Annotated in this window: 24 protein-coding genes; 8 read left to right on the top strand and 16 right to left on the bottom strand. The window is 60.5% G+C overall.

Annotated elements, in window-relative coordinates:
- Nucleotides 1-21 precede the first annotated feature (21 nt).
- Nucleotides 22-1,923, bottom strand: a complete 1,902-nt coding sequence (locus HX839_RS15560) for a potassium transporter Kup (protein WP_003208622.1) — start codon at nucleotides 1,921-1,923, stop codon at nucleotides 22-24.
- Nucleotides 1,924-2,224: 301 nt separating this feature from the next.
- Between HX839_RS15560 and rimO the strand changes: the two genes are divergently transcribed.
- From rimO to tsaA, 5 genes are all read left to right on the top strand, one after another.
- Complete coding sequence (rimO, locus tag HX839_RS15555) at nucleotides 2,225-3,565, top strand: 30S ribosomal protein S12 methylthiotransferase RimO (protein WP_218172220.1); 1,341 nt, start codon at nucleotides 2,225-2,227, stop codon at nucleotides 3,563-3,565.
- A 103-nt stretch (nucleotides 3,566-3,668) separates the two neighbouring features.
- Nucleotides 3,669-4,142, top strand: coding sequence for a GNAT family N-acetyltransferase (locus HX839_RS15550; protein ID WP_003208626.1), 474 nt, complete (start codon nucleotides 3,669-3,671; stop codon nucleotides 4,140-4,142).
- Nucleotides 4,143-4,213: 71 nt separating this feature from the next.
- Nucleotides 4,214-4,924 carry an rRNA pseudouridine synthase gene (locus tag HX839_RS15545; protein WP_177067290.1) on the top strand — a complete coding sequence of 237 codons (711 nt, stop codon included), beginning with the start codon at nucleotides 4,214-4,216 and terminating at the stop codon, nucleotides 4,922-4,924.
- A 77-nt stretch (nucleotides 4,925-5,001) separates the two neighbouring features.
- Complete coding sequence (locus tag HX839_RS15540; RefSeq protein ID WP_003208629.1) at nucleotides 5,002-5,463, top strand: DUF1456 family protein; 462 nt, start codon at nucleotides 5,002-5,004, stop codon at nucleotides 5,461-5,463.
- A gap of 4 nt (nucleotides 5,464-5,467) precedes the next feature.
- Nucleotides 5,468-6,163: a tRNA (N6-threonylcarbamoyladenosine(37)-N6)-methyltransferase TrmO gene (gene tsaA, locus HX839_RS15535; protein ID WP_177067289.1), complete on the top strand. Its 696-nt coding sequence runs from the start codon at nucleotides 5,468-5,470 to the stop codon at nucleotides 6,161-6,163.
- A gap of 118 nt (nucleotides 6,164-6,281) precedes the next feature.
- Here the strand turns inward: tsaA and fpr are convergent, their stop codons facing one another.
- Nucleotides 6,282-7,061 (bottom strand): ferredoxin-NADP reductase, encoded by a 780-nt coding sequence (fpr, locus tag HX839_RS15530; protein WP_003189055.1) that lies wholly within the window; start codon nucleotides 7,059-7,061, stop codon nucleotides 6,282-6,284.
- A gap of 124 nt (nucleotides 7,062-7,185) precedes the next feature.
- On the opposite strand from fpr, the gene HX839_RS15525 reads away from it, so the two are divergent.
- Entirely contained in the window at nucleotides 7,186-8,112 is a 927-nt protein-coding gene (locus tag HX839_RS15525) for a LysR family transcriptional regulator (protein ID WP_003208633.1), read from the top strand.
- Here the strand turns inward: HX839_RS15525 and HX839_RS15520 are convergent.
- The 3 genes from HX839_RS15520 to HX839_RS15510 form a co-directional block, all read right to left on the bottom strand.
- The gene (locus HX839_RS15520) at nucleotides 8,109-8,471 is read right to left on the bottom strand and encodes a diacylglycerol kinase (RefSeq protein ID WP_003208635.1); all 363 of its coding nucleotides are present in this window, start codon (nucleotides 8,469-8,471) and stop codon (nucleotides 8,109-8,111) included. The genes HX839_RS15525 and HX839_RS15520 overlap by 4 nt on opposite strands.
- 75 nt (nucleotides 8,472-8,546) lie before the next feature.
- Complete coding sequence (gene erdR, locus HX839_RS15515; RefSeq protein ID WP_003208636.1) at nucleotides 8,547-9,197, bottom strand: response regulator transcription factor ErdR; 651 nt, start codon at nucleotides 9,195-9,197, stop codon at nucleotides 8,547-8,549.
- A 254-nt stretch (nucleotides 9,198-9,451) separates the two neighbouring features.
- A complete protein-coding gene (locus tag HX839_RS15510; RefSeq protein WP_177067288.1) occupies nucleotides 9,452-10,162 on the bottom strand; it encodes a tRNA-uridine aminocarboxypropyltransferase in 711 nt (236 codons plus the stop codon).
- A 205-nt stretch (nucleotides 10,163-10,367) separates the two neighbouring features.
- Here HX839_RS15510 and HX839_RS15505 point away from each other — a divergent pair, with 205 nt between their 5' ends.
- Both HX839_RS15505 and HX839_RS15500 read left to right on the top strand, forming a co-directional pair.
- Entirely contained in the window at nucleotides 10,368-10,808 is a 441-nt protein-coding gene (locus HX839_RS15505; RefSeq protein ID WP_177067287.1) for a PA3611 family quorum-sensing-regulated virulence factor, read from the top strand.
- A gap of 375 nt (nucleotides 10,809-11,183) precedes the next feature.
- Nucleotides 11,184-12,293: a TIGR00730 family Rossman fold protein gene (locus HX839_RS15500; RefSeq protein WP_003208643.1), complete on the top strand. Its 1,110-nt coding sequence runs from the start codon at nucleotides 11,184-11,186 to the stop codon at nucleotides 12,291-12,293.
- A 166-nt stretch (nucleotides 12,294-12,459) separates the two neighbouring features.
- Here the strand turns inward: HX839_RS15500 and recX are convergent, their stop codons facing one another.
- From recX to HX839_RS15445, 11 genes are all read right to left on the bottom strand, one after another.
- Nucleotides 12,460-12,927, bottom strand: coding sequence for a recombination regulator RecX (recX, locus tag HX839_RS15495; RefSeq protein ID WP_003208644.1), 468 nt, complete (start codon nucleotides 12,925-12,927; stop codon nucleotides 12,460-12,462).
- Nucleotides 12,928-12,935: 8 nt separating this feature from the next.
- Nucleotides 12,936-13,994 (bottom strand): recombinase RecA, encoded by a 1,059-nt coding sequence (recA, locus tag HX839_RS15490; protein WP_003208645.1) that lies wholly within the window; start codon nucleotides 13,992-13,994, stop codon nucleotides 12,936-12,938.
- Nucleotides 13,995-14,077: 83 nt separating this feature from the next.
- Nucleotides 14,078-14,578, bottom strand: coding sequence for a CinA family protein (locus HX839_RS15485; protein ID WP_003208648.1), 501 nt, complete (start codon nucleotides 14,576-14,578; stop codon nucleotides 14,078-14,080).
- A gap of 71 nt (nucleotides 14,579-14,649) precedes the next feature.
- Nucleotides 14,650-15,141, bottom strand: coding sequence for a lysis system i-spanin subunit Rz (locus HX839_RS15480; protein WP_177067286.1), 492 nt, complete (start codon nucleotides 15,139-15,141; stop codon nucleotides 14,650-14,652).
- Nucleotides 15,129-15,686 carry a glycoside hydrolase family 19 protein gene (locus HX839_RS15475; RefSeq protein WP_177067285.1) on the bottom strand — a complete coding sequence of 186 codons (558 nt, stop codon included), beginning with the start codon at nucleotides 15,684-15,686 and terminating at the stop codon, nucleotides 15,129-15,131. Before HX839_RS15475 ends, HX839_RS15480 begins: the two co-directional genes overlap by 13 nt.
- A 30-nt stretch (nucleotides 15,687-15,716) precedes the next feature.
- Complete coding sequence (locus HX839_RS15470; protein WP_177067284.1) at nucleotides 15,717-16,316, bottom strand: phage tail assembly chaperone; 600 nt, start codon at nucleotides 16,314-16,316, stop codon at nucleotides 15,717-15,719.
- Nucleotides 16,317-16,324: 8 nt separating this feature from the next.
- Entirely contained in the window at nucleotides 16,325-17,650 is a 1,326-nt protein-coding gene (locus HX839_RS15465; RefSeq protein ID WP_177067283.1) for a tail fiber protein, read from the bottom strand.
- Between the two features lie 11 nt (nucleotides 17,651-17,661).
- Entirely contained in the window at nucleotides 17,662-18,261 is a 600-nt protein-coding gene (locus tag HX839_RS15460) for a YmfQ family protein (protein WP_087695306.1), read from the bottom strand.
- Nucleotides 18,249-19,289 carry a baseplate J/gp47 family protein gene (locus tag HX839_RS15455; RefSeq protein WP_177067282.1) on the bottom strand — a complete coding sequence of 347 codons (1,041 nt, stop codon included), beginning with the start codon at nucleotides 19,287-19,289 and terminating at the stop codon, nucleotides 18,249-18,251. Before HX839_RS15455 ends, HX839_RS15460 begins: the two co-directional genes overlap by 13 nt.
- Nucleotides 19,279-19,677: a phage GP46 family protein gene (locus HX839_RS15450; RefSeq protein WP_177067281.1), complete on the bottom strand. Its 399-nt coding sequence runs from the start codon at nucleotides 19,675-19,677 to the stop codon at nucleotides 19,279-19,281. The genes HX839_RS15455 and HX839_RS15450 overlap by 11 nt, the downstream gene beginning before the upstream one ends.
- Entirely contained in the window at nucleotides 19,677-20,186 is a 510-nt protein-coding gene (locus HX839_RS15445) for a phage baseplate assembly protein V (RefSeq protein ID WP_177019268.1), read from the bottom strand. The genes HX839_RS15450 and HX839_RS15445 overlap by 1 nt, the downstream gene beginning before the upstream one ends.
- Nucleotides 20,187-20,192: the final 6 nt, after the last annotated feature.

Below are 20,192 nucleotides of genomic sequence, written 5' to 3'. Positions count from 1 at the left end.
ACCGGGGGCTTTTTGTTGGGCTTACATTTCTACTTGAGTGCCGAGCTCGATCACCCGGTTAACCGGCAACTTGAAGAAGCGCAGGTTGCCGTTGGCGTTCTTCAGCATGAACGCGAACAACCCTTCGCGCCAACGCGCCATGCCCTTGATGCGGGACGCGATCACGGTTTCGCGGCTGAGGAAGTAGGTGGTGCGCATCGGGCTGAAATCCAGGTCATCCAGATGGCACAGCTTCAGCGCTTCGGGCACGTCCGGTTCATCGACGAAACCAAAGTGCAGGATCACCCGGAAGAAGCCCTCGCCATAGGAATCGACCTCGAAACGACGCTGGGCCGGTACACGCGGGATGTCTTCGTAGACCACCGTCAACAGCACCACCTGCTCATGCAGCACCTGGTTATGCAGCAAGTTATGCAGCAAGGCGTGGGGCACGGCATCCGGGCGTGCGGTCAGGAACACCGCCGTGCCTTGCACGCGATGAGGCGGCTGCACACGGATACTGCTGATAAAGATCGGCAGCGGCAGCCCACCTTCGTCCAGCCGGTCCACCAGCAGCTCCTTGCCGCGCTTCCAGGTGGTCATGAGGATAAACAACACAATCCCCGCCAATACCGGAAACGCACCACCCTGCACGATCTTCGGCACGTTGGCGGCAAAGAACAGCCCATCCACCAACAGGAAACCGATCAACACCGGGATAGCCAGTACCGGCGGCCATTTCCACAGCAACAGCATCACCGCCGACACCAGAATGCTGGTGATCAACATGGTGCCCGTCACCGCCACACCGTAGGCCGAAGCCAGGGCGTTGGAGGACTCGAAGCCCAGCACCAGCAGGATCACGCCCACCATCAGTGACCAGTTCACCGCGCCGATGTAGATCTGGCCTTGCTCGGCGCTGGAAGTGTGCTGGATATGCATGCGCGGGATGTAACCGAGCTGGATCGCCTGACGGGTCAGGGAGAACGCCCCGGAGATCACCGCCTGGGAAGCAATCACGGTGGCTAAAGTGGACAACGCCACCAGCGGGACCAGAGCCCACTCCGGTGCCAGCAGGTAGAACGGGTTGCGGGCTGCCTCTGGATTTTCCAGCAGCAGCGCGCCCTGGCCAAAGTAGTTGAGCACCAACGCCGGCAGCACCAGGGCGAACCAGGCACGGGCAATCGGCTTGCGTCCGAAGTGGCCCATGTCGGCGTACAGCGCCTCGGCGCCGGTCAATGCCAGTACCACCGCACCGAGAATCGCCACGCCCATGCCAGGGTGAACGATGAAGAAGCGCACGCCCCACACAGGGTTGAGGGCATTGAGCACCTCAGGGTGCTGGATGATTCCATGGATGCCCAGGCCGGCCAACACCAGGAACCACAGCACCATCACCGGGCCGAACAGCTTGCCGATGCGGTCCGTGCCATGTTTCTGGATCAGGAACAGCCCCACCAGCACCACCAGCGAAAGCGGCACCACCCAGCGCTCAAGGCCATCAAACGCCAGTTCCAGGCCTTCGACCGCCGACAATACCGAGATCGCCGGGGTGATCATGCTGTCGCCGTAAAACAGCGCCGCACCGATCAGGCCGAGAATCACCAGCACCGAACGCAACTTGGGGTAAGGTGCCGCCGCCCGCCGGGCCAAAGCCGTCAGGGCCATGATGCCGCCCTCGCCCTGGTTATCCGCGCGCAGGATAAACAGCACGTACTTGATCGAAACGACCCAGACCAGCGACCAGAAAATCAGCGCCAGGATCCCGAAGACCCCGTCGTGATTGACCTGAACCCCATAACCGCCAGCAAACACCTCTTTAAGGGTGTAGAGCGGGCTGGTGCCGATATCGCCGTAAACCACCCCCACTGCCGCCACCAGCATGCCGATCGGCTTTGCGTTGGACTGCTCGGCACCTGCTGCCTGACTACTTGCCTGACCCATCAACCACTCCTGCCCTTTGACCTGCGGTCTTTTATAAACAGCGCGCCTGCTGCGGGCGCCTATGCTGTCCACAGCATGCGCTGTTTTACTTCTCGTTACAGACGATTTATTGACCGAGGAAATTCACTCAGGTGCAACGGCGCGAAGCATAGCGCAGCACTCGTCGTATTTCCCTGCATAAAGCTGGTCAAGAGCGATTCCCGTCGCTAGAATTGCGCACTTTTTGATCAGAGGCACACCAAGTGCCCATCCGCCACCCTTCGTGCACGACGGGCGGCGTCATTCAATACCGAGGTTAGACATGTCCACCACCATCGCAAAAGCCAACCCCAAGGTCGGCTTTGTATCCCTGGGTTGCCCGAAGGCTCTGGTCGACTCCGAACGCATCCTTACGCAACTGCGCATGGAAGGCTATGACGTCGTGTCCACCTACCAGGACGCGGACGTGGTGGTGGTCAACACTTGTGGCTTCATCGACTCGGCCAAGGCCGAGTCCCTGGAAGTGATCGGCGAAGCCATCAAGGAAAACGGCAAGGTGATCGTCACCGGCTGCATGGGCGTGGAAGAAGGCAACATCCGCAACGTGCACCCGAGCGTGCTGGCCGTGACCGGCCCGCAGCAGTACGAGCAAGTGGTCAACGCCGTGCACGACGTAGTGCCGCCGCGCCAGGACCACAACCCGCTGATCGACCTGGTGCCGCCGCAGGGCATCAAGCTGACGCCGCGCCACTACGCCTACCTGAAGATTTCCGAAGGCTGCAACCACAGCTGCAGCTTCTGCATCATCCCGTCGATGCGCGGCAAACTGGTGAGCCGCCCGGTAGGCGACGTGCTGGACGAGGCCCAGCGCCTGGTCAAATCCGGCGTGAAAGAGCTGCTGGTGATCTCCCAGGACACCAGCGCCTACGGCGTCGACGTCAAATACCGCACTGGCTTCTGGAACGGCGCGCCGGTGAAAACCCGCATGACCGAACTCTGCGAAGCCCTGAGCAGCCTCGGCGTATGGGTGCGCCTGCACTACGTTTACCCGTACCCGCACGTTGACGAGTTGATCCCGCTGATGGCCGCCGGCAAGATCCTGCCGTACCTGGACATCCCGTTCCAGCACGCCAGCCCGAAAATCCTCAAGGCCATGAAACGCCCGGCCTTCGAAGACAAGACCCTGGCGCGCATCAAGAACTGGCGCGAGATCTGCCCGGACCTGATCATCCGCTCCACCTTCATCGTCGGCTTCCCCGGCGAAACCGAAGAAGACTTCCAGTACCTGCTGGACTGGCTGACCGAGGCCCAGCTGGACCGCGTCGGCTGCTTCCAGTACTCGCCGGTGGAAGGTGCTCCGGCCAACCTGCTGGACGCTGCCATCGTGCCGGACGACGTCAAGCAGGACCGTTGGGAGCGCTTCATGGCGCACCAGCAGGCCATCAGCTCGGCGCGCCTGCAACTGCGCATCGGCCGTGAGATCGAAGTACTGATCGACGAAGTCGACGAGCAAGGCGCTGTAGGCCGCTGCTTCTTCGATGCACCGGAAATCGACGGTAACGTGTTCATCGACGATGCCAGCGGCCTGAAGCCGGGCGACAAGGTCTGGTGCACCGTGACCGACGCCGACGAGTACGACCTGTGGGCTGAAAAACGCGCATAAGGTGTAAAGAATTGAAAAAGCCCTGCCTCTGGACAAGATGCGGGGCTTTTTTAGGTCTATCGTTTTGCCCATCGGCGCCAATCATCGGCAAGGGGCAGCGGGCATGCGTCAGCATTCGGTTATCCATACACCCAAATCCAGCGACTATCAGGAACTGACCCGCATCTGGGAGGCTTCGGTGCGGGCCACCCATGACTTCCTGCCGGACAGTTACATCGAGCTGCTGAAAAACCTGGTGCTGACCCGCTACCTCGACGCGGTGATGCTGATCTGCACCAAGGACTCGCGCCAGCGCATCACCGGGTTTGCCGGGGTGGCCGCGGGCAAGGTCGAGATGCTGTTTATCGACCCCGAGCACCGTGGCCAGGGCCTGGGCCGGCAATTGCTGCGCTATGCCATCGAGTCGATGAATGCCGATCAACTGGACGTCAACGAACAGAACCCGCAAGCCCTGGGCTTTTACTTCAAGCAGGGCTTTGAGGTGATCGGACGCACGGACCATGACGGCATGGGCCAGCCTTATCCGTTGCTGCACATGCGTTTGCGCCAGGCCCAGCCACAGGCACGTCGCGGCTAAATGAAATGGAGCCGGGATTAACCGGCGCCACACAGGTACAATAGCCGCCCCCTTTTGTTTCGGCCCTTGTCATGACTGAACCCCTACGCCTCTCCAAACGCCTCATCGAACTGGTCGGTTGCTCCCGTCGGGAGGCTGAGCTGTTCATCGAAGGCGGCTGGGTCACGGTGGACGGCGAAGTGATCGACGAGCCGCAGTTCAAGGTCACCACCCAGAAGGTCGAGCTTGACCCTGAGGCCAAGGCCACAGCGCCGGAGCCGGTGACCATCCTGCTCCACGCCCCCGCCGGCGTGGATGCCGAGACAGCCATGGCGTCGATCAACGCCGAGACCCTGTCGGAAGAACACCGCTTCAGCAAGCGCCCGCTCAAGGGCCACTTCCTGCGCCTGACCGCCAGCAGTGACCTGCAAGCCAAGGCCAGCGGCCTGCTGGTGTTCACTCAGGACTGGAAGATTTTGCGCAAGCTGACCGCTGACGCGAACAAGATCGAACAGGAATACGTGGTGGAGGTGTCCGGCGACATGGTCGCCCACGGCCTGAACCGCCTCAACCATGGCCTGACCTACAAAGGTAAGGAATTGCCGGCGGTGAAAGCCAGCTGGCAGAACGAGAACCGCCTGCGCTTTGCGCTGAAAAACCCGCAACCGGGTGTGATTGCCTTGTTCTGCGAAGCCGTCGGCCTGAAAGTCGTCGCCATTCGACGCATCCGCATTGGCGGAGTCTCCATCGGCAAAGTGCCGGTAGGCCAATGGCGCTATCTGTCCGGCAAAGAAAAGTTCTAAGACTTTTTTCGCCGCCGAATCTCTCGATACCGCCTGCCTGGGCGGTGTCCACAGTTGAATGACCAGGATTGCCCACCATGATTCACAACGACGTACTGCGCAGCGTGCGCTACATGCTCGACATCAGCGACAACAAGATGGTCGAGATCATCAAGCTCGGCGGCATGGAAGTCACCAAGGACGACCTGCTGACCTACCTCAAGAAAGACGAGGAAGAAGGCTTCGTGTTCTGCCCGGACGAAGTCATGGCGCATTTCCTCGATGGCCTGGTGATCTTCAAGCGCGGCAAGGACGAGAGCCGTCCACCGCAGCCGATCGAACTGCCGGTGACCAACAACATCGTCCTGAAGAAACTGCGCGTGGCCTTCGAACTGAAGGAAGACGACATGCACGCAATCCTCAAGGCCTCCGAGTTCCCGGTGTCCAAGCCTGAGCTGAGCGCACTGTTCCGCAAGTTCGGCCACACCAACTACCGCACCTGTGGTGACCAGCTGTTGCGCAACTTCCTCAAGGGCTTGACCCTGCGCGTTCGCGCCTAAACCCGTGAACTACAGCGTCTCGCCCATCGGCTTTGTCCGCTCCTGCTTCAAGGAGAAGTTCGCCATCCCGCGCCAGCCACAACTGGCGCCTGCCGCCCGGGGCGTGCTGGAGTTGGTGGCGCCATTCGACCAGGGTGAGGCGGTGCAGGGTTTGGAACAGGTCAGCCATGTGTGGCTGCTGTTCCTGTTCCACCAGGCGCTGGAAGACAAGCCCCGCCTGAAAGTGCGCCCGCCGCGCCTGGGTGGCAACACGTCCATGGGCGTGTTCGCCACCCGCGCGACGCACCGGCCCAACGGCATCGGCCAGTCAGTGGTCAAGCTGGACAAGGTGGAAGATGGGCGCCTGTGGATATCCGGGATCGACCTGCTGGATGGCACACCGATTCTCGACATCAAGCCGTACGTGCCGTACGCAGACATAGTTGACACTGCGACCAACAGCATCGCCAGCGCTGCGCCACAGCTGATTCCCGTGCAGTGGCTGAAGACTGCGCTGCAACAGGCAGAAGGCCACGCTCAGCGCCTTGGCGAGCCATTGGTGGCGTTGATCGAGCAGTGCCTGGCGCAGGATCCACGGCCGGCGTACCAGACGCCGGGGCCGGAGCGGGAATACGGGACGCAGTTCTGGGATGTTGATGTGCGCTGGCACTATCCCGAAGCCGGGATGATTTGTGTGCTGGAAGTCGTGTCGGCCGGGTAAACCGGAAACAAATGTGGGAGCGGGCTTGCTCGCGAAAGCGGTGGATCAGTCAATACATCTGGTGACTGTTACACCGCTTTCGCGAGCAAGCCCGCTCCCACATTTTTTTGCGTCGCGCTTATTTCTCGACGAACGCACGCTCGATCAGGTAGTCACCCGGCTCACGCATACGCGGGGAGACCTTCAGGCCGAAGCTGTTGAGCACTTCGCTGGTTTCATCCAGCATGCTCGGGCTGCCGCACAGCATGGCGCGGTCGTCTTCAGGATTGATCGGCGGCAGGCCGATATCGCTGAACAGCTTGCCGCTGCGCATCAGGTCGGTCAGGCGGCCTTCGTTTTCGAACGGCTCGCGGGTCACGGTCGGGTAGTAGATCAACTTGTCACGGAGGGCCTCGCCGAAGAACTCGTTCTGCGGCAGGTGCTCGGTGATGAATTCGCGGTAGGCGACTTCGTTGACGTAACGCACGCCGTGGCACAGGATCACTTTTTCGAAACGCTCGTAGGTTTCCGGGTCCTGGATCACGCTCATGAACGGCGCCAGGCCAGTGCCGGTGCTGAGCAGGTACAGGTGCTTGCCCGGCTTCAAATCGTCAAGCACCAGGGTGCCCGTCGGTTTTTTGCTGATGATGATCTCGTCGCCTTCCTTCAAGTGCTGCAATTGGGAAGTCAGCGGGCCATCAGGCACCTTGATGCTGAAGAACTCCAGATGCTCTTCCCAGTTCGGGCTGGCAATCGAGTAAGCGCGCATGAGCGGGCGGCCGTTGGGCTGTTGCAGGCCGATCATCACGAACTGACCGTTCTCGAAGCGCAGGCCCGGATCGCGGGTGCACTTGAAGCTGAACAGAGTGTCGTTCCAGTGATGAACACTGAGGACACGCTCGTGGTTCATGTTGCTCATGTACGGGGGACTCCTGGAAATGGGTCTGCGCCAAATGATGGATGCGCAATTGCACAGCATTCTAATGGCGGCGACAATATCTGTTAACTGGATTATTAAGATAAGGGTTATCGGTTATATCGATATGCGATTTACTCTACGTCAACTGCAAGTCTTCGTCGCCGTCGCCCAGCAGGAAAGCGTCTCGCGCGCTGCTGGCCTTCTGGCCTTATCTCAATCCGCCGCCAGCACGTCGATTACCGAGCTGGAGCGTCAATCCAGCTGCCAGTTGTTCGACCGCGCGGGCAAACGCCTGAGCCTCAACGCCCTCGGTCACCAGCTATTGCCCCAGGCGGTGGCACTGCTGGACCAGGCCAAGGAGATCGAGGACCTGCTCAACGGCAAGTCGGGCTTCGGCTCCCTGGCGGTCGGGGCCACGCTGACCATCGGCAACTACCTGGCCACGCTGCTGATCGGCAGCTTCATGCAACAGCATCCCGAGAGCCAGGTGAAGCTGCATGTGCAGAACACTGCGCATATCGTGCATCAGGTGGCGCACTACGAAATTGATCTGGGTCTAATCGAAGGCGACTGCAGCCACCCGGACATCGAGGTGCAAACCTGGGTGGAAGATGAACTGGTGGTGTTCTGCGCACCCCAGCATCACTTGGCCAAGCGCGGCCAGGCGACCATGGAAGAGCTGACCCATGAAGCGTGGATCCTGCGGGAACAAGGCTCTGGAACACGCCTGACCTTTGACCAGGCCATGCGGCATCACCGCAGCGCGCTGAATATCCGCCTGGAGCTGGAACACACCGAGGCAATCAAACGCGCGGTGGAATCAGGCTTGGGGATTGGCTGCATTTCCCGGCTGGCGCTGCGCGACGCCTTCCGGCGTGGCAGCCTGGTACCGGTGGAAACCCCGGACCTGGACCTGGCCCGGCAGTTCTACTTCATCTGGCACAAGCAGAAGTACCAGACCTCGGCGATGCGCGAATTCCTCGAGCTGTGCCGGTCGTTCACCGCCGGGGTGCAGCGCAGCGACGAGATTGTACTGCCGACCATTGCCTAGATCAGGATCACGGCCCACACCAGGGTAATCATGGTCAGCGCTACGAACTGCGCGGCGCTGCCCATGTCCTTGGCATTTTTCGACAAGGGGTGCAGGTCCAGGGAAATCCGGTCGATCGCCGCTTCGACGGCGGAGTTGAGCAACTCGACGATCAACGCCAGCAGGCACACGGCGATCAGCAGCGCCCGCTCTACCCGGCTGACGTTAAGGAAGAAACTCAGCGGGATCAGGATGACATTGAGCAACACCAGCTGACGAAACGCCGCCTCGCCGGTGAAAGCCGCACGCAGGCCATCCAGGGAATATCCGCCTGCGTTGAAAATACGTTTGATACCGGTTTGACCCTTGAAAGGCGACATAGAGTAGGCAACTGAGCAAAAAGGTGTGGGGAAACTAGAGCAAGCAAAGTCAAAAAAACGTGAATGAACAGCGTCTTAATGCTGCGAAATTGACTCAAGTTGTTGCAAGAGCAGCGCCGCCTGGGTTCGCGTACGTACGCCGAGCTTGCGGAAGATCGCCGTGACGTGAGCCTTGATGGTCGCTTCCGACACGCTCAGCTCGTAGGCAATCTGTTTGTTCAATAGACCTTCGCAGACCATGGTCAATACGCGGAACTGCTGGGGCGTGAGGCTGGCCAGGCCATCACGCGCGGCCTTGGCTTCGTCGGAGACGTTGATCTCTTCAAAGGCCTGCGGCGGCCAGGAGACATCGCCATCCAGCACCGTGCGCACGGCTTTCTGGATGTCTTCCATGGAGCTGGACTTGGGAATGAAACCACTGGCACCGAACTCCTTGGAGCGCACCACCACCGACGCCTCTTCCTGGGCCGATACCATCACCACCGGTATCTGCGGGTATTGCCCACGCAGCAGCACCAGCCCGGAAAAACCGTAGGCACCCGGCATGTTCAGGTCCAGCAGGACCAGGTCCCAGTCGGACTTTTCGGTAAGGCGGGTTTCCAGCTCGGCAATGCTGGCGACCTCGACGAGGCGTACATCCGGCCCCAGGCCCAACGTGACCGCCTGGTGCAGCGCACTGCGAAACAGCGGGTGGTCATCGGCAATCAGGATTTCGTATGTGGCCATTTATTAAATGATCCTGTTTTTTAGGGCGGCACTGATGGGTTCAGTGCTCGCCAACGCGCAAGGTGGCTGCCAGGCCAGCAGTCACCAAAGGGCGCGCTCAACGTCAAAAAGCGACGTATCCAATCTGTGACAGCGCCCCAATCGGCGCCAAGCATGCCCAGCGTAGCCTGGGTGGTCAAGCGCTACGCCCGTGGCTATTTTAGCGGGCTGCGCGTTTGCGCGGCCATCATGCAAAGGTCGGCTGGCCATGACACCTATAGATAAGGTGCAAGGCGAGTATGGACGACATCGGCCGGGTCCAGCGCCAGTTGAAACTTGGCGGCCAGGTAGTGGGTGCTGAATACGTCCAGATAGGCATCCAGGACTTCACTGGCTGCGGCATCTTCAGCCAGCTCCAGGCACAGCGCGGCGACTTCGGCGGTGCAGAAGTGGTCATCACGCTTGGAGCGACGCAGCTTGTAGCGCGACAGTTGCTCGGGCGCCAGGCTCAGCACCGGCAAGTGCTCCAGGTACGGGCTCTTGCGGAACATCTTGCGCGCCTCGCTCCAGGTGCCGTCCAGCAAAATAAACAGCGGGCGCTTGCCCTCCTCCAGCCTGACCTGATGGACCACCCGCTCCGGGGCCACGAATTCGCCGGGAAAGACGATGTATGGCTGCCATTGCGGGTCGTCCAGCAAGGTCAGCAACTCCGGCTCAACCTCAGTGCGCGACCAGGGGAACGCGGACGTGTCGTTGATCACATCGGCAATCAGCCAGCCGGTGTTGCTGGGTTTCATCGGCTCTACGTCGTGCATCAGCAGGCACATGCCGGATCTGGCCTGGACCTTGGGCCGCCAGGCGCACAGGCAGTACTCGGGAATCACCCGGCAGCCGGGGCAGCGTTCGGCCCGCGAGCCTCGCGCTACAAACGGTTTTACGGCACGGGCCAGGCGCTGCGTGCGCAAACGGGAGACGGCATGGCTCATCGGGTGCGCCGCAGGGAAGTGGAAATCGACACGGATAGAACTCGGAAGGCAAAAGTTACCGCAGTTTACCAGAGCCGCCCCCGGCCACCTGCACTTCCCGGCAATAGGCTGGCCCTAGGGGCAAGCGGTCACCTATAATCCCGCGCCACTGAACGCACAGCGCAGTGGCTGGTCTATGCACCAGTAACCGAATCAGGAGAGTTTCATGCTGCGTCTTATGACACGCCTTGTAGTTCCGTCCGTCGCCCTCGCGCTGGTGTTGCCTCTGGGTGCCCAAGCGGCCTCGTTGCTGGAGGCTCAACTGAACAGGAAGCTGCAAAGCGTCGCAGAGGAAACCAACAAAGAACTGCCACGGGAAATTGACGAAAAGACCCTGGAAGTTGCCTACACCGTTGAAGGCTTGCAGCTGATTGACCATCTGAGCGTACTGCCCGACCGCGCCGAGCAAATGCGCGCCAACCCCAAGGCTGTGTACTTCCAGCTCGGCCAAAGTGTGTGCCTGAACAAGGGTTACCGCGAGCTGATGGCCAAGGGCGCGATCATGCGCTATGAAATCACCGAGAACAAAACCAACCGCCCGGTAGCCTCGGTGAAGTTCCAGGAAGCAGATTGCCCGGCACCGGCTGCCGAGAAGAAGAAAAAGTAAGCGATAACTCCTGTCGCGCGCCGCTGACCAGCGGCGCGCAATATACCCCTCTGCACTCTCCGCCATTGCCCGCCCGCGGCAGCGTCTAAACTCCCTCAGAAGTGATCAATAAGCGGTTGCCAGCCAAGACTTTATAGGCTCATGATCAATTCATCCTGAACGCCTGGAACATCGGGTTTTCACACCGTCCTGTAACATTTTCAGGGCAAAAGAGGGTTGCCCTCCTGAGCGTGCAATGCAAAGGTTTTTAATCATAAGGAATATACAGAACCGGTTTCGCCCACCTCGTTAATCAGAGGCAACGACACATGCAGTGTCGTGGTCCCGACGAATCTCTCGCCGGCACCCAGGGTTCTGTGAAGAAGGAGAAGTTGAATGCCTTACGAACCGAATGAACTCCTGATCCGTCAATTTGAAGAAAACGGCACCGACCTCACGCAGCAGGTCGACGCGCAACTCCACTTGATTGCGCCCAACAGCCCAAATATCCCCCTTTATCGCGACATGATCTTCACCGTGTTGCGCATGGCCCAGGACGACCGCAGCCGCTGGAATGCCAAGATCACCTTGCAGGCGATCCGGGAACTGGACCACGCCTTCCGCGTGCTCGAACAGTTCAAGGGGCGGCGCAAAGTCACGGTGTTCGGCTCGGCGCGCACGCCGGTGGAAAGCCCGCTGTACGCACTGGCCCGGGAAGTGGGCGCGGTCCTGGCCCGTTCGGACCTGATGGTGATCACCGGCGGTGGCGGCGGCATCATGGCGGCGGCCCACGAGGGTGCTGGCCTGGAGCACAGCCTGGGGTTCAACATCACCCTGCCCTTTGAACAGCACGCCAACCCGACCATCGATGGCACCGAGAACCTGCTGTCCTTCCACTTCTTCTTTACCCGCAAGCTGTTCTTCGTCAAGGAAGCCGACGCCTTGATCCTGTGCCCGGGCGGTTTCGGTACCCTGGATGAAGCGCTGGAGGTGCTGACCCTGATCCAGACCGGCAAAAGCCCGCTGGTACCGGTGGTGCTGCTGGATGCACCGGGCGGTAGCTTCTGGCAAGGCGCACTGGACTTTATCCGCAGCCAGCTTGAGGCCAATCGCTACATCCTGCCCACCGACCTCAAGCTGGTCCGCCTGGTGTACAGCGCCGAAGAGGCGGTGGACGAAATCAACCAGTTCTACGCCAACTTTCACTCCACCCGCTGGCTGAAGCGCCAGTTTGTGATTCGCATGAATCATCCGTTGAGTGACCGCGCACTGGCCCACCTGCAGGAGGCGTTCGCCAGCCTTCGCCTCAGTGGCGACTTTCAACAAATCGCGTACACCGGCGAAGAGCATGACGAGCCAAGCTTCAGCCATCTGACGCGGCTGGTGTTCAACTTCAACGGGCGTGATCAGGGACGGTTGCGGGAATTGGTGGATTACATCAACTTGCCGGAAAACTGGGCCCAGGCTCAGGGGAAAACGCAGCAGCGGGTGACGGAGACGGCGTGACCTGACACTGAAACGAAAAAAGGCCCGCTATTTTCATAGCGGGCCTTTTGGGTTGTGCCAGTAGAAGATGCGCAGGTTGGGGCCGCTGCGCAGCCCAGCGGGAGCAAGCTCCCTCGCCACACCAAGCCCCGCAATGATCAGGGCAACCATTTACCAGGCGCAGCCTTCAGTCATCCATATCCCGACCGCTCAACAGGCGACTGATCATCTCCATCGAAAACCCGCGATAACTCAGGAAGCGACCTTGCTTGGCCCGCTCACGCGCATCAATAGGCAGATGACCGGCAAACTTGCGCCGCCAGGTTTCTTCCAGTTGCGCCTGCCAACTGATGCCGCACTCACGCAACGCGAGTTCGATATCAGCACGCTGCAGGCCACGCTGGCTCAGCTCTTCACGAATTCGTGCAGGGCCATAGCCGGATCGGGCTCGGTAGGAGACGAAACTTTCGAGGTAACGGGACTCCGACAGCAGCCCTTCTTCCGTCAAACGGTCAAGGGCTGCGTCGATCATCTCGGGATCTGCGCCACGCTGACGCAGCTTACGCGTCAGCTCGACTCGACCATGCTCGCGCCGTGCGAGCAGGTCCATTGCAGTGCGCCTTACGGCGACGGGTGTATCCAGGACAACGCTCATCGTTTGCTTCAGATGTCAGTGTCGACTTCTTCTACTTCTTCAACCGGCTCGCGGTTGGCGGCAGCCTTGACGTCAGGTGCCGGGGTCAGCAACTTGTCGCGGATCTGCTTCTCGAGCGTAGCGGCAACATCCGGGTTATCCGCAAGGAACTTGGCCGAGTTGGCCTTGCCCTGGCCGATCTTGCTGCCGTTGTAGGCATACCAGGCACCGGATTTCTCGACGAAACCGTGCAGCACGCCCAGGTCGATCATCTCGCCGTTCAGGTAGATACCCTTGCCGTAGAGAATCTGGAACTCGGCCTGACGGAACGGCGGGGCCACCTTGTTCTTCACGACTTTAACGCGGGTTTCGCTACCGACAACCTCGTCACCTTCCTTCACCGCGCCAGTACGACGGATGTCCAGACGGACCGAAGCGTAGAACTTCAGCGCGTTACCACCGGTGGTGGTTTCCGGGCTGCCGAACATCACGCCGATCTTCATCCGGATCTGGTTGATGAAGATCACCAGGCAGTTGGCGTTCTTGATGTTACCGGTGATTTTACGCAGGGCCTGGGACATCAAGCGGGCTTGAAGGCCCACGTGCATGTCGCCCATTTCGCCTTCGATTTCAGCCTTGGGTACCAGGGCTGCCACGGAGTCGACCACGATCACGTCGATGGCGTTGGAGCGCACCAGCATATCGGTGATTTCCAGCGCTTGCTCACCGGTGTCCGGTTGCGAAACCAGCAGGTCGTCAACGTTGACGCCCAGCTTGCCGGCGTATTCAGGATCCAGGGCGTGCTCGGCATCGACGAACGCACAGGTGGCGCCCATTTTTTGTGCCTGGGCAATCACCGACAGGGTCAGGGTGGTTTTACCGGAAGATTCAGGACCGTAGATCTCAACGATACGGCCTTTTGGCAGGCCGCCAATGCCGAGCGCGATGTCCAGACCCAGAGAGCCAGTGGAGATAGCCGGGATCGCCTGACGGTCGTGATCGCCCATACGCATTACGGCACCCTTGCCGAATTGACGTTCGATCTGACCCAGGGCCGCAGCCAAGGCTTTCTTCTTGTTGTCGTCCATTAAAGTCCTCACGTAATCAATAAGGCCTGGCGGCCAACACCTGTATAAGTAGACAGTATTGTTCCACAAAGATCCGTGATCGCCTACCCCTGATTTTCTATTTCTGCTGCAGCTCGTCGCAACAAGCCCTCTAGCGCGGCCTTTACCGTTTGTCGGCGGACCTCGTCGCGGTTGCCGGGGAAGTGTTCGAGCTCGGCGGTAACCTCATCGCCCACGCCCCAGGCCAGCCATACGGTGCCCACCGGCTTGTCCGGCGAACCGCCATCGGGCCCGGCCACGCCGCTGACTGCCACGGCAAAACGCGCCAGGCTTTTCTCCTGGGCGCCCCGCACCATCGCCTCCACCACTTCGCGGCTGACGGCACCGACCTTGGGGAACAGGGCTTCCGGTACATTCAGTTGCCGGGTCTTCTGGCGATTGGAATACGTGACATAGCCCGCCTCGAACCAGGCCGAACTCCCGGGAATCCGCGTGATTGCCTCGGCGATACCGCCGCCGGTGCACGACTCGGCCGTCGTGACGTGGGCATTGAGAACCTGCAAGCGTCGGCCAAGTTCAGCGGCGAGTTGAGTAATTTCCTTCACGGTCATCTCCTGGAGTGGACGGGCGTTCGCCTACCCTACAGGAGCCCATGGGCCATGCAAGTTACAAGAGACTAACGCGCGACAGCCCGGACATACGCCTGGCAGGCGCGCAAGGCGATCATTGCGTTATCGCCGTCGTCGGTGATGCCGATAATTCGTTGAGCATGCGCCGGGTCAAGTCGGGCTCGCGGGGCGCCATGAACCACGCTGCCGGGGGTGGCGGTGGCTGGCATTGGGCAGCCGCTGGCTGAATCGCTGGCGTCGAGAAGGACTGACAACCGCACATCAGCAGTGGCCAGGCGATCCCGCAGGTAAGCCTGAGCGCGTTGTGCATCGGAAAGCTCCCGGGTGTGTTGTTGGTCGCTGGCGCTGAGTTGTTGCTCCAGTGCCAGCCGTTTGTCCTGTTCGGCCTGTTGTTGCTGGCTGAGTGCTGCGGCATGCAGAGCCTGCAGGTGCTCGAGTTGTGCGCCATATCGCCAAGCCTGTACCTGCCAGGCAACACCCGCCGAAACTGCGAACAACAGGCAAAACCCAAGCAGGCGATACGACGTCAGGAAGCCCATGACACCGCCTTCGCCCGCGCCCACAGTTGCATACGGTTCTCCAGACCGTTGAGGCCACCATTGATGCGCCGGGTGATCGTGGTGAACTGGTCCTGGTCAGCCAACTCGTTCAAGCCATTGCGCTGCCAGAACCACGCGGCAGATTCGCACGCCCATTGCGGCGTCTCCAGCAACTCCGGTTGGTGCAACAAACGCTCATCACCGAACAGTGCCTGACTGCACGCCAGGTAGTTGCGCCGGCCGGTGATCTGGATCAGGCCGCGGCCGCGATACTTCTGGCCGTCGCCATCGGCTTCCGGGGTGTTGCCCAGGCGGGCGGCCAGGGTGCCGGTGTCGTACTTGCTCAGGTATTGATCGCTGCCCAGCTCACGTACGTAACGCAGTTCGCCGGATTCGTGGCCGATTTGGGCGAGGAAGGCGGCGATGCGGTTGGGTGTGGTGATTTGGCGGTTGGACATGGCTGTGTTCAGCGCAGATACGAAAACGCCCGCTTGGGCGCGGGCGTTGGGCATGATTTGCACCAGATCATTCTGGGTTATCGGCATGAAAAAACCTCCGAACTCACGAGCACCACACTATTGTACAAGGCCAACCATCCAGTCCGGTTTAACCGGTCGAAATTCGGAGGCTGGAAACTTCGAGTTCTGCGGCCAATCACGCAGCAGTTGGAAATAAGCCAGCAGTTGCGCAAATTGTCCTTCTGTCAGCGTGGTATCTCGCTTCAGATCGGACTCATCCCGATGGCGCTCGCGAAGCCACTTGATACTGTCGATTTCCGAATCCCGCCAGAGTCGTTCGGATTCACACTCGTTCGTGTTCCTCAGTTTTTCATCGAGATGCCAGGACGAGCCATCCCAAACGTGATCTGACCCGGGGCGTTTCAGCGAGGTAAGTTCCAACGGCAACTCACCTAACTGCTGCCATTGGATCTCCTCGCCGGTATCCGTTCGATACACAAGGCCGCGCAGGTCCGGAACCAGGTTCCAGATAGCTTGAGCATCTTTAACGTGAACCGCAGCAAAGCCGGGCTCGGTTACAGGAGGGGCTTCACTGAAAGCCATGGAGGGGATAAGCCAGGCCCCCTCGACAAGTGGATCGGGGTCAGCAAAAGCCGTTCCGATGTATTCGCCCGTCACCGGGTGTGCCTGATAAATAACAGGGGCAGAAGCAGTCATGATTGACCTCAGTACTTGATGCACATAAGACGGGAAGTGTTGCGCGGACGCGTTTCGTTGGCGGTGCGTGGAATACCATTGACGCCGTTGGTTACGGGGTCACCGGTGCTGCCAATGTTGAACGATGCGTTGGAACCACCGCCCACGCCGTTCCAGTTGCCTGGGCTCCCGTTCAGGGTGGTGCCAGGACGAGGGCCGTGCCAATGGCCTTGCATCGCATCCAGTTGCAACGACCCCAGCCCGCGTTGCGGGTCCACGCCGCGTCCATCGTCAAAGCCACGGATGAACTCACCACGGCTGTCCGGCAGGTTAAACGTAGTGCTTCCGTCACCAGCGCCAAACGTCGTCCCTATCACGTCAAACAGCTTTGAATAGGCTGTACGAGAAACCGCAGCACCGTTCTCTTTCAAAAACCCAGCCGGTGCCGAGGCACCGCAATACTGAATCGTCGTCCCGACCGGAACCCCCATCGACGCTGGGTCGAGATTTCCAGAGTGCCAGAGCCTTCGTGTTGGGCTCCAGACCTTAGCCTGAGAGCAGCCTCGGATGTAGACATCCGGTTCTGTGTTCCCCTGCTGAAAACCAATCTGCCCCGCGTAATTTCCGTCGCCGTAAGGGATATTCACCAATCCGACGTAGTTGGCGAAACTGGTATTCCCGGCACTGTAATAATAAAACCCGCCGGGTAGCCCAACGGTATCAATCGCGGCAGCAGGTGCAACATTGCCACCCAGTCCGTATTGGCCAATGCTCAGCGCATCTGTCACACCATAGCCCGCAAGGGTCGTGGCCTTATCCGCTTTGGTTGAAGGGTTGAAGTTGATCTCAGACCAAATTTTCTTCGAACTCCAGAGCAACTCACCGTCCGCGTTCATCGCGAGTGCTCGAGCAATTATCTTGCCCCAATGGAACATGATTCGTGGTGCATAGTTGAAATCTCGTGTGGAATCAGAAACTTCTTGCGCTTCACGAATTTCCAGTGCGCCCCCCTGTCCATTGCCGATCTCACCCAATATGCTGGAAGAAAGACTTGGGCGCTGCTGGGACGTACGGCCTACCACCAGAGCATCCGTAATCCCATACCCCGCCAACGTCGTCGGCTTATTCCTCAACTTCAACCAATCACTCAACACACTCAACGCTTGCGCCAGCTGATCGGTCTTCGTCTCATCCGGCGCAATCCCCGCCGCCGCCAGCACATTCAAAATCTCCTGCGTAACCCCATTCCCCCAAGCCGCCGGAATCAAACTCCCCGGCGTCCCGGTCACCGGGTTTTCATCCACAAACTTGCCATTCACCAGCCCAACGCTGGGCACACTCTTTGGATAATCCACGCTTCTATCCTCTAGTCATAATTGATGTGCACCTGCGTATGAGCAGGTGCGCTGCGATGAATCAGGCACTCCAGGGCATTGCCCGGGTTGACGCCAAACCGCTCTCCCCAATAACTCGCCCCAAACCGCCGCCCCAAGTGCTGGCGGCCGCCGGTGTTGAGCGTCCACATGAAGTGCGCCTGCCAGGTGCCAAAATGCGCCGCGCCAAACCGTGAGCGGCCCATGCGCGGGGCGCGATGTTCAGTGACACTGGCGTCGGGATAACCCTGGCTGCGGGCGATTTCGATGTAGTACGCGGCGCGCTGGCTGCCCACCGCCAACAGACGTCGACGCACCGCCAGGCGACGGTCGTCGTACAGCGGGCTCAAGCCCAGGCAAGGGTCGGGCAGTTGCATCACCCTTTCCCACTCCGGCACCAGTTCGCTGACGGTCACGGGGTCCATTTCGTTTTGCAGGTCGCAGGCGCGGGCGTCGATGCGCGTAAGTTCTTCGGCGATGCCTTTGAGCACCGTCTGCAACTGCGGCATGGTCTCCAGGTCCCAGGCCGGACCGCTGGGCAACAGGGCGATCAGTTGTTCCTCGTACTGGCCAGCCGTCCTTATCCCAGCCATGTGATACCTCCAAACACCAGTAACTGGTTTGTCGCCGCCGTAACGTCCGCCAGCGGGCTTGTCAGTGTGTGATCGGTCTCACCGGTGGCGGTGCTGATGGCTTCGGCGATGTGGGTCAGCAACAAGCTGTCGCCCAGCCCCGCCTCGCGATTGTGCAAGTCTCGCAGTTGGGCCTCGACGGCCGCGCGCACGGCGCTGGTGTCGGGGGTCAGGCGCAGTTGATAAACCACTGGCTTCATCACCGGCGCCAACACATACACATCAGCGGTCACTGGCCGCAGCGGTTCGATATGGGCTTGAACCTGCGCCAACTGCGCTGCATTAGGGATCGGCTGCGGGTCGTCGTCACGCATCACGAACACCCCCACCGTCCCCGGCCCCAGGTAATTGCCGCGACACCATGCGCGGGTAATGCCGGGCACTTCGAGGGACCAGGTCTCGTAATCCTGTGCCGAACCGCCCTGGGGAATAACGCGATAGGAACGAATCACCCGCGCCCGCAGCGACTCCAGGGTTTCTCGCGCCACACCGCCGGTCAGCCCCGGCGCCAGCACGGTAAAGGTCGAACCAATACCTTGCAGCGGCTGGACCGCAATCAGGCTCAGCCCGGCATCAGCGTTGCCCAGCGTGCCGGCATCAATCGCCTGCACCGTGGCGGTGTTGAGGCCTGCATGGGTGGTACCGGCAGCGGTGACTTTGAAGCTGCGACCATCACTGGTTTGCAGCACCGTGTCCACATCCAGCACCGCGCCCGCAGCGGCGGTAAAACTCACGGTGCCACTGGCGGCTACCGCCGCCTTGCGTGCCTGGTTCAAACGCAGCGCAGCGATGCGTTCCAGGGTGGATTCATCGGCGGTATCCGGCAGGATCTGCTCAGCGATCCAATCGAGATAACCGTACAGGCCGAACGCCGCACCACTCAGTGTGCGCGCCAGGACCTGGGCATCGGACTGGCGCAGCGAATCGCTGGCCAGGTCGCTTTGGGTGCGTTTGATCAGCACCGGCAGCGAAGGGGTTTCAAACGGCATAGATCACCTGCCAACTGTTATCAGGGTTGATGTCCAGGCGCTCGCCATCGGCCAGGGTCAGCTGCGTGCGCAGGTTGAGCCGCTGGGTGTCGAGGCGCACACTGAGGACTTCGATGGCGCTGCAATGCCCGTCGTCGATCAGCCATTGCAAGGCTTCGCGGGCATAGAATTCGGCGTCCAGTTGCGTCTGGTGGGTCAGCTTGACCCGGCGCAGCAACCACAATCTTGAGCCGATACGGTCGTCGGCCACGCTGGGAAAACTGTCGCCCCACCAGCCGAAGCGCTCGTCATCGTCAACCGCATCGTCGGGCGCGGCACGGCGCCAGGTGAACAGGCTGATCAGCACCGAGCGGGTCAGGGCCTTTTTCAGGTTGTCGGAGACAAACATCACTGGCCTCCCGCCGGCGCACCGGTCTGGCCGCTGCCGGGCTGGACGCCCACATGCACGTGCTGGATCTGGCTGATGCCGCCGGCAATCTGGTCGCCCTGGGAGATGATCTTGCCGCTCTGGGTCAGGGTCGGCGTATCAATGTTCACCGCCTGGCTGGCGCGGATATTCAAGGTGCCGGTTTCAATGTCGATTACCCGCCCGCGCTTGAAATGAACTTTGTCGCCTTCGTCGGTATAGATCGCCACTTCACCCGGCGCCAGGGACTGCAAGCGATAGCGACGGTCGGCCACCACCAGCACGATGGCATGGGAGCGGTCACCGCCCAGGAAGGTGGCGATGCCTTCAGCACCCGCCAGAGGGTTGCTGGTAAAACCGTAGGGTTCGAAGTGCTCCATGTCGTCGTTCACTTCGCCTGCCGTCAGGCGCATTTGCAGCGATTGCAGCTTGGTGGCCGAGTGGGCGAGCACGACAGTGCCGCGCGCCAGCAGGCGAGTCAGTAAGCTCATGGAAAT

This window comes from Pseudomonas sp. I8001 (assembly GCF_013385345.1).
In the GTDB taxonomy this organism is placed as follows: Bacteria; Pseudomonadota; Gammaproteobacteria; order Pseudomonadales; family Pseudomonadaceae; genus Aquipseudomonas.
Note: the sequence above shows the minus strand (reverse complement) of the source record. Positions and strands in the feature narration are given on the sequence as shown.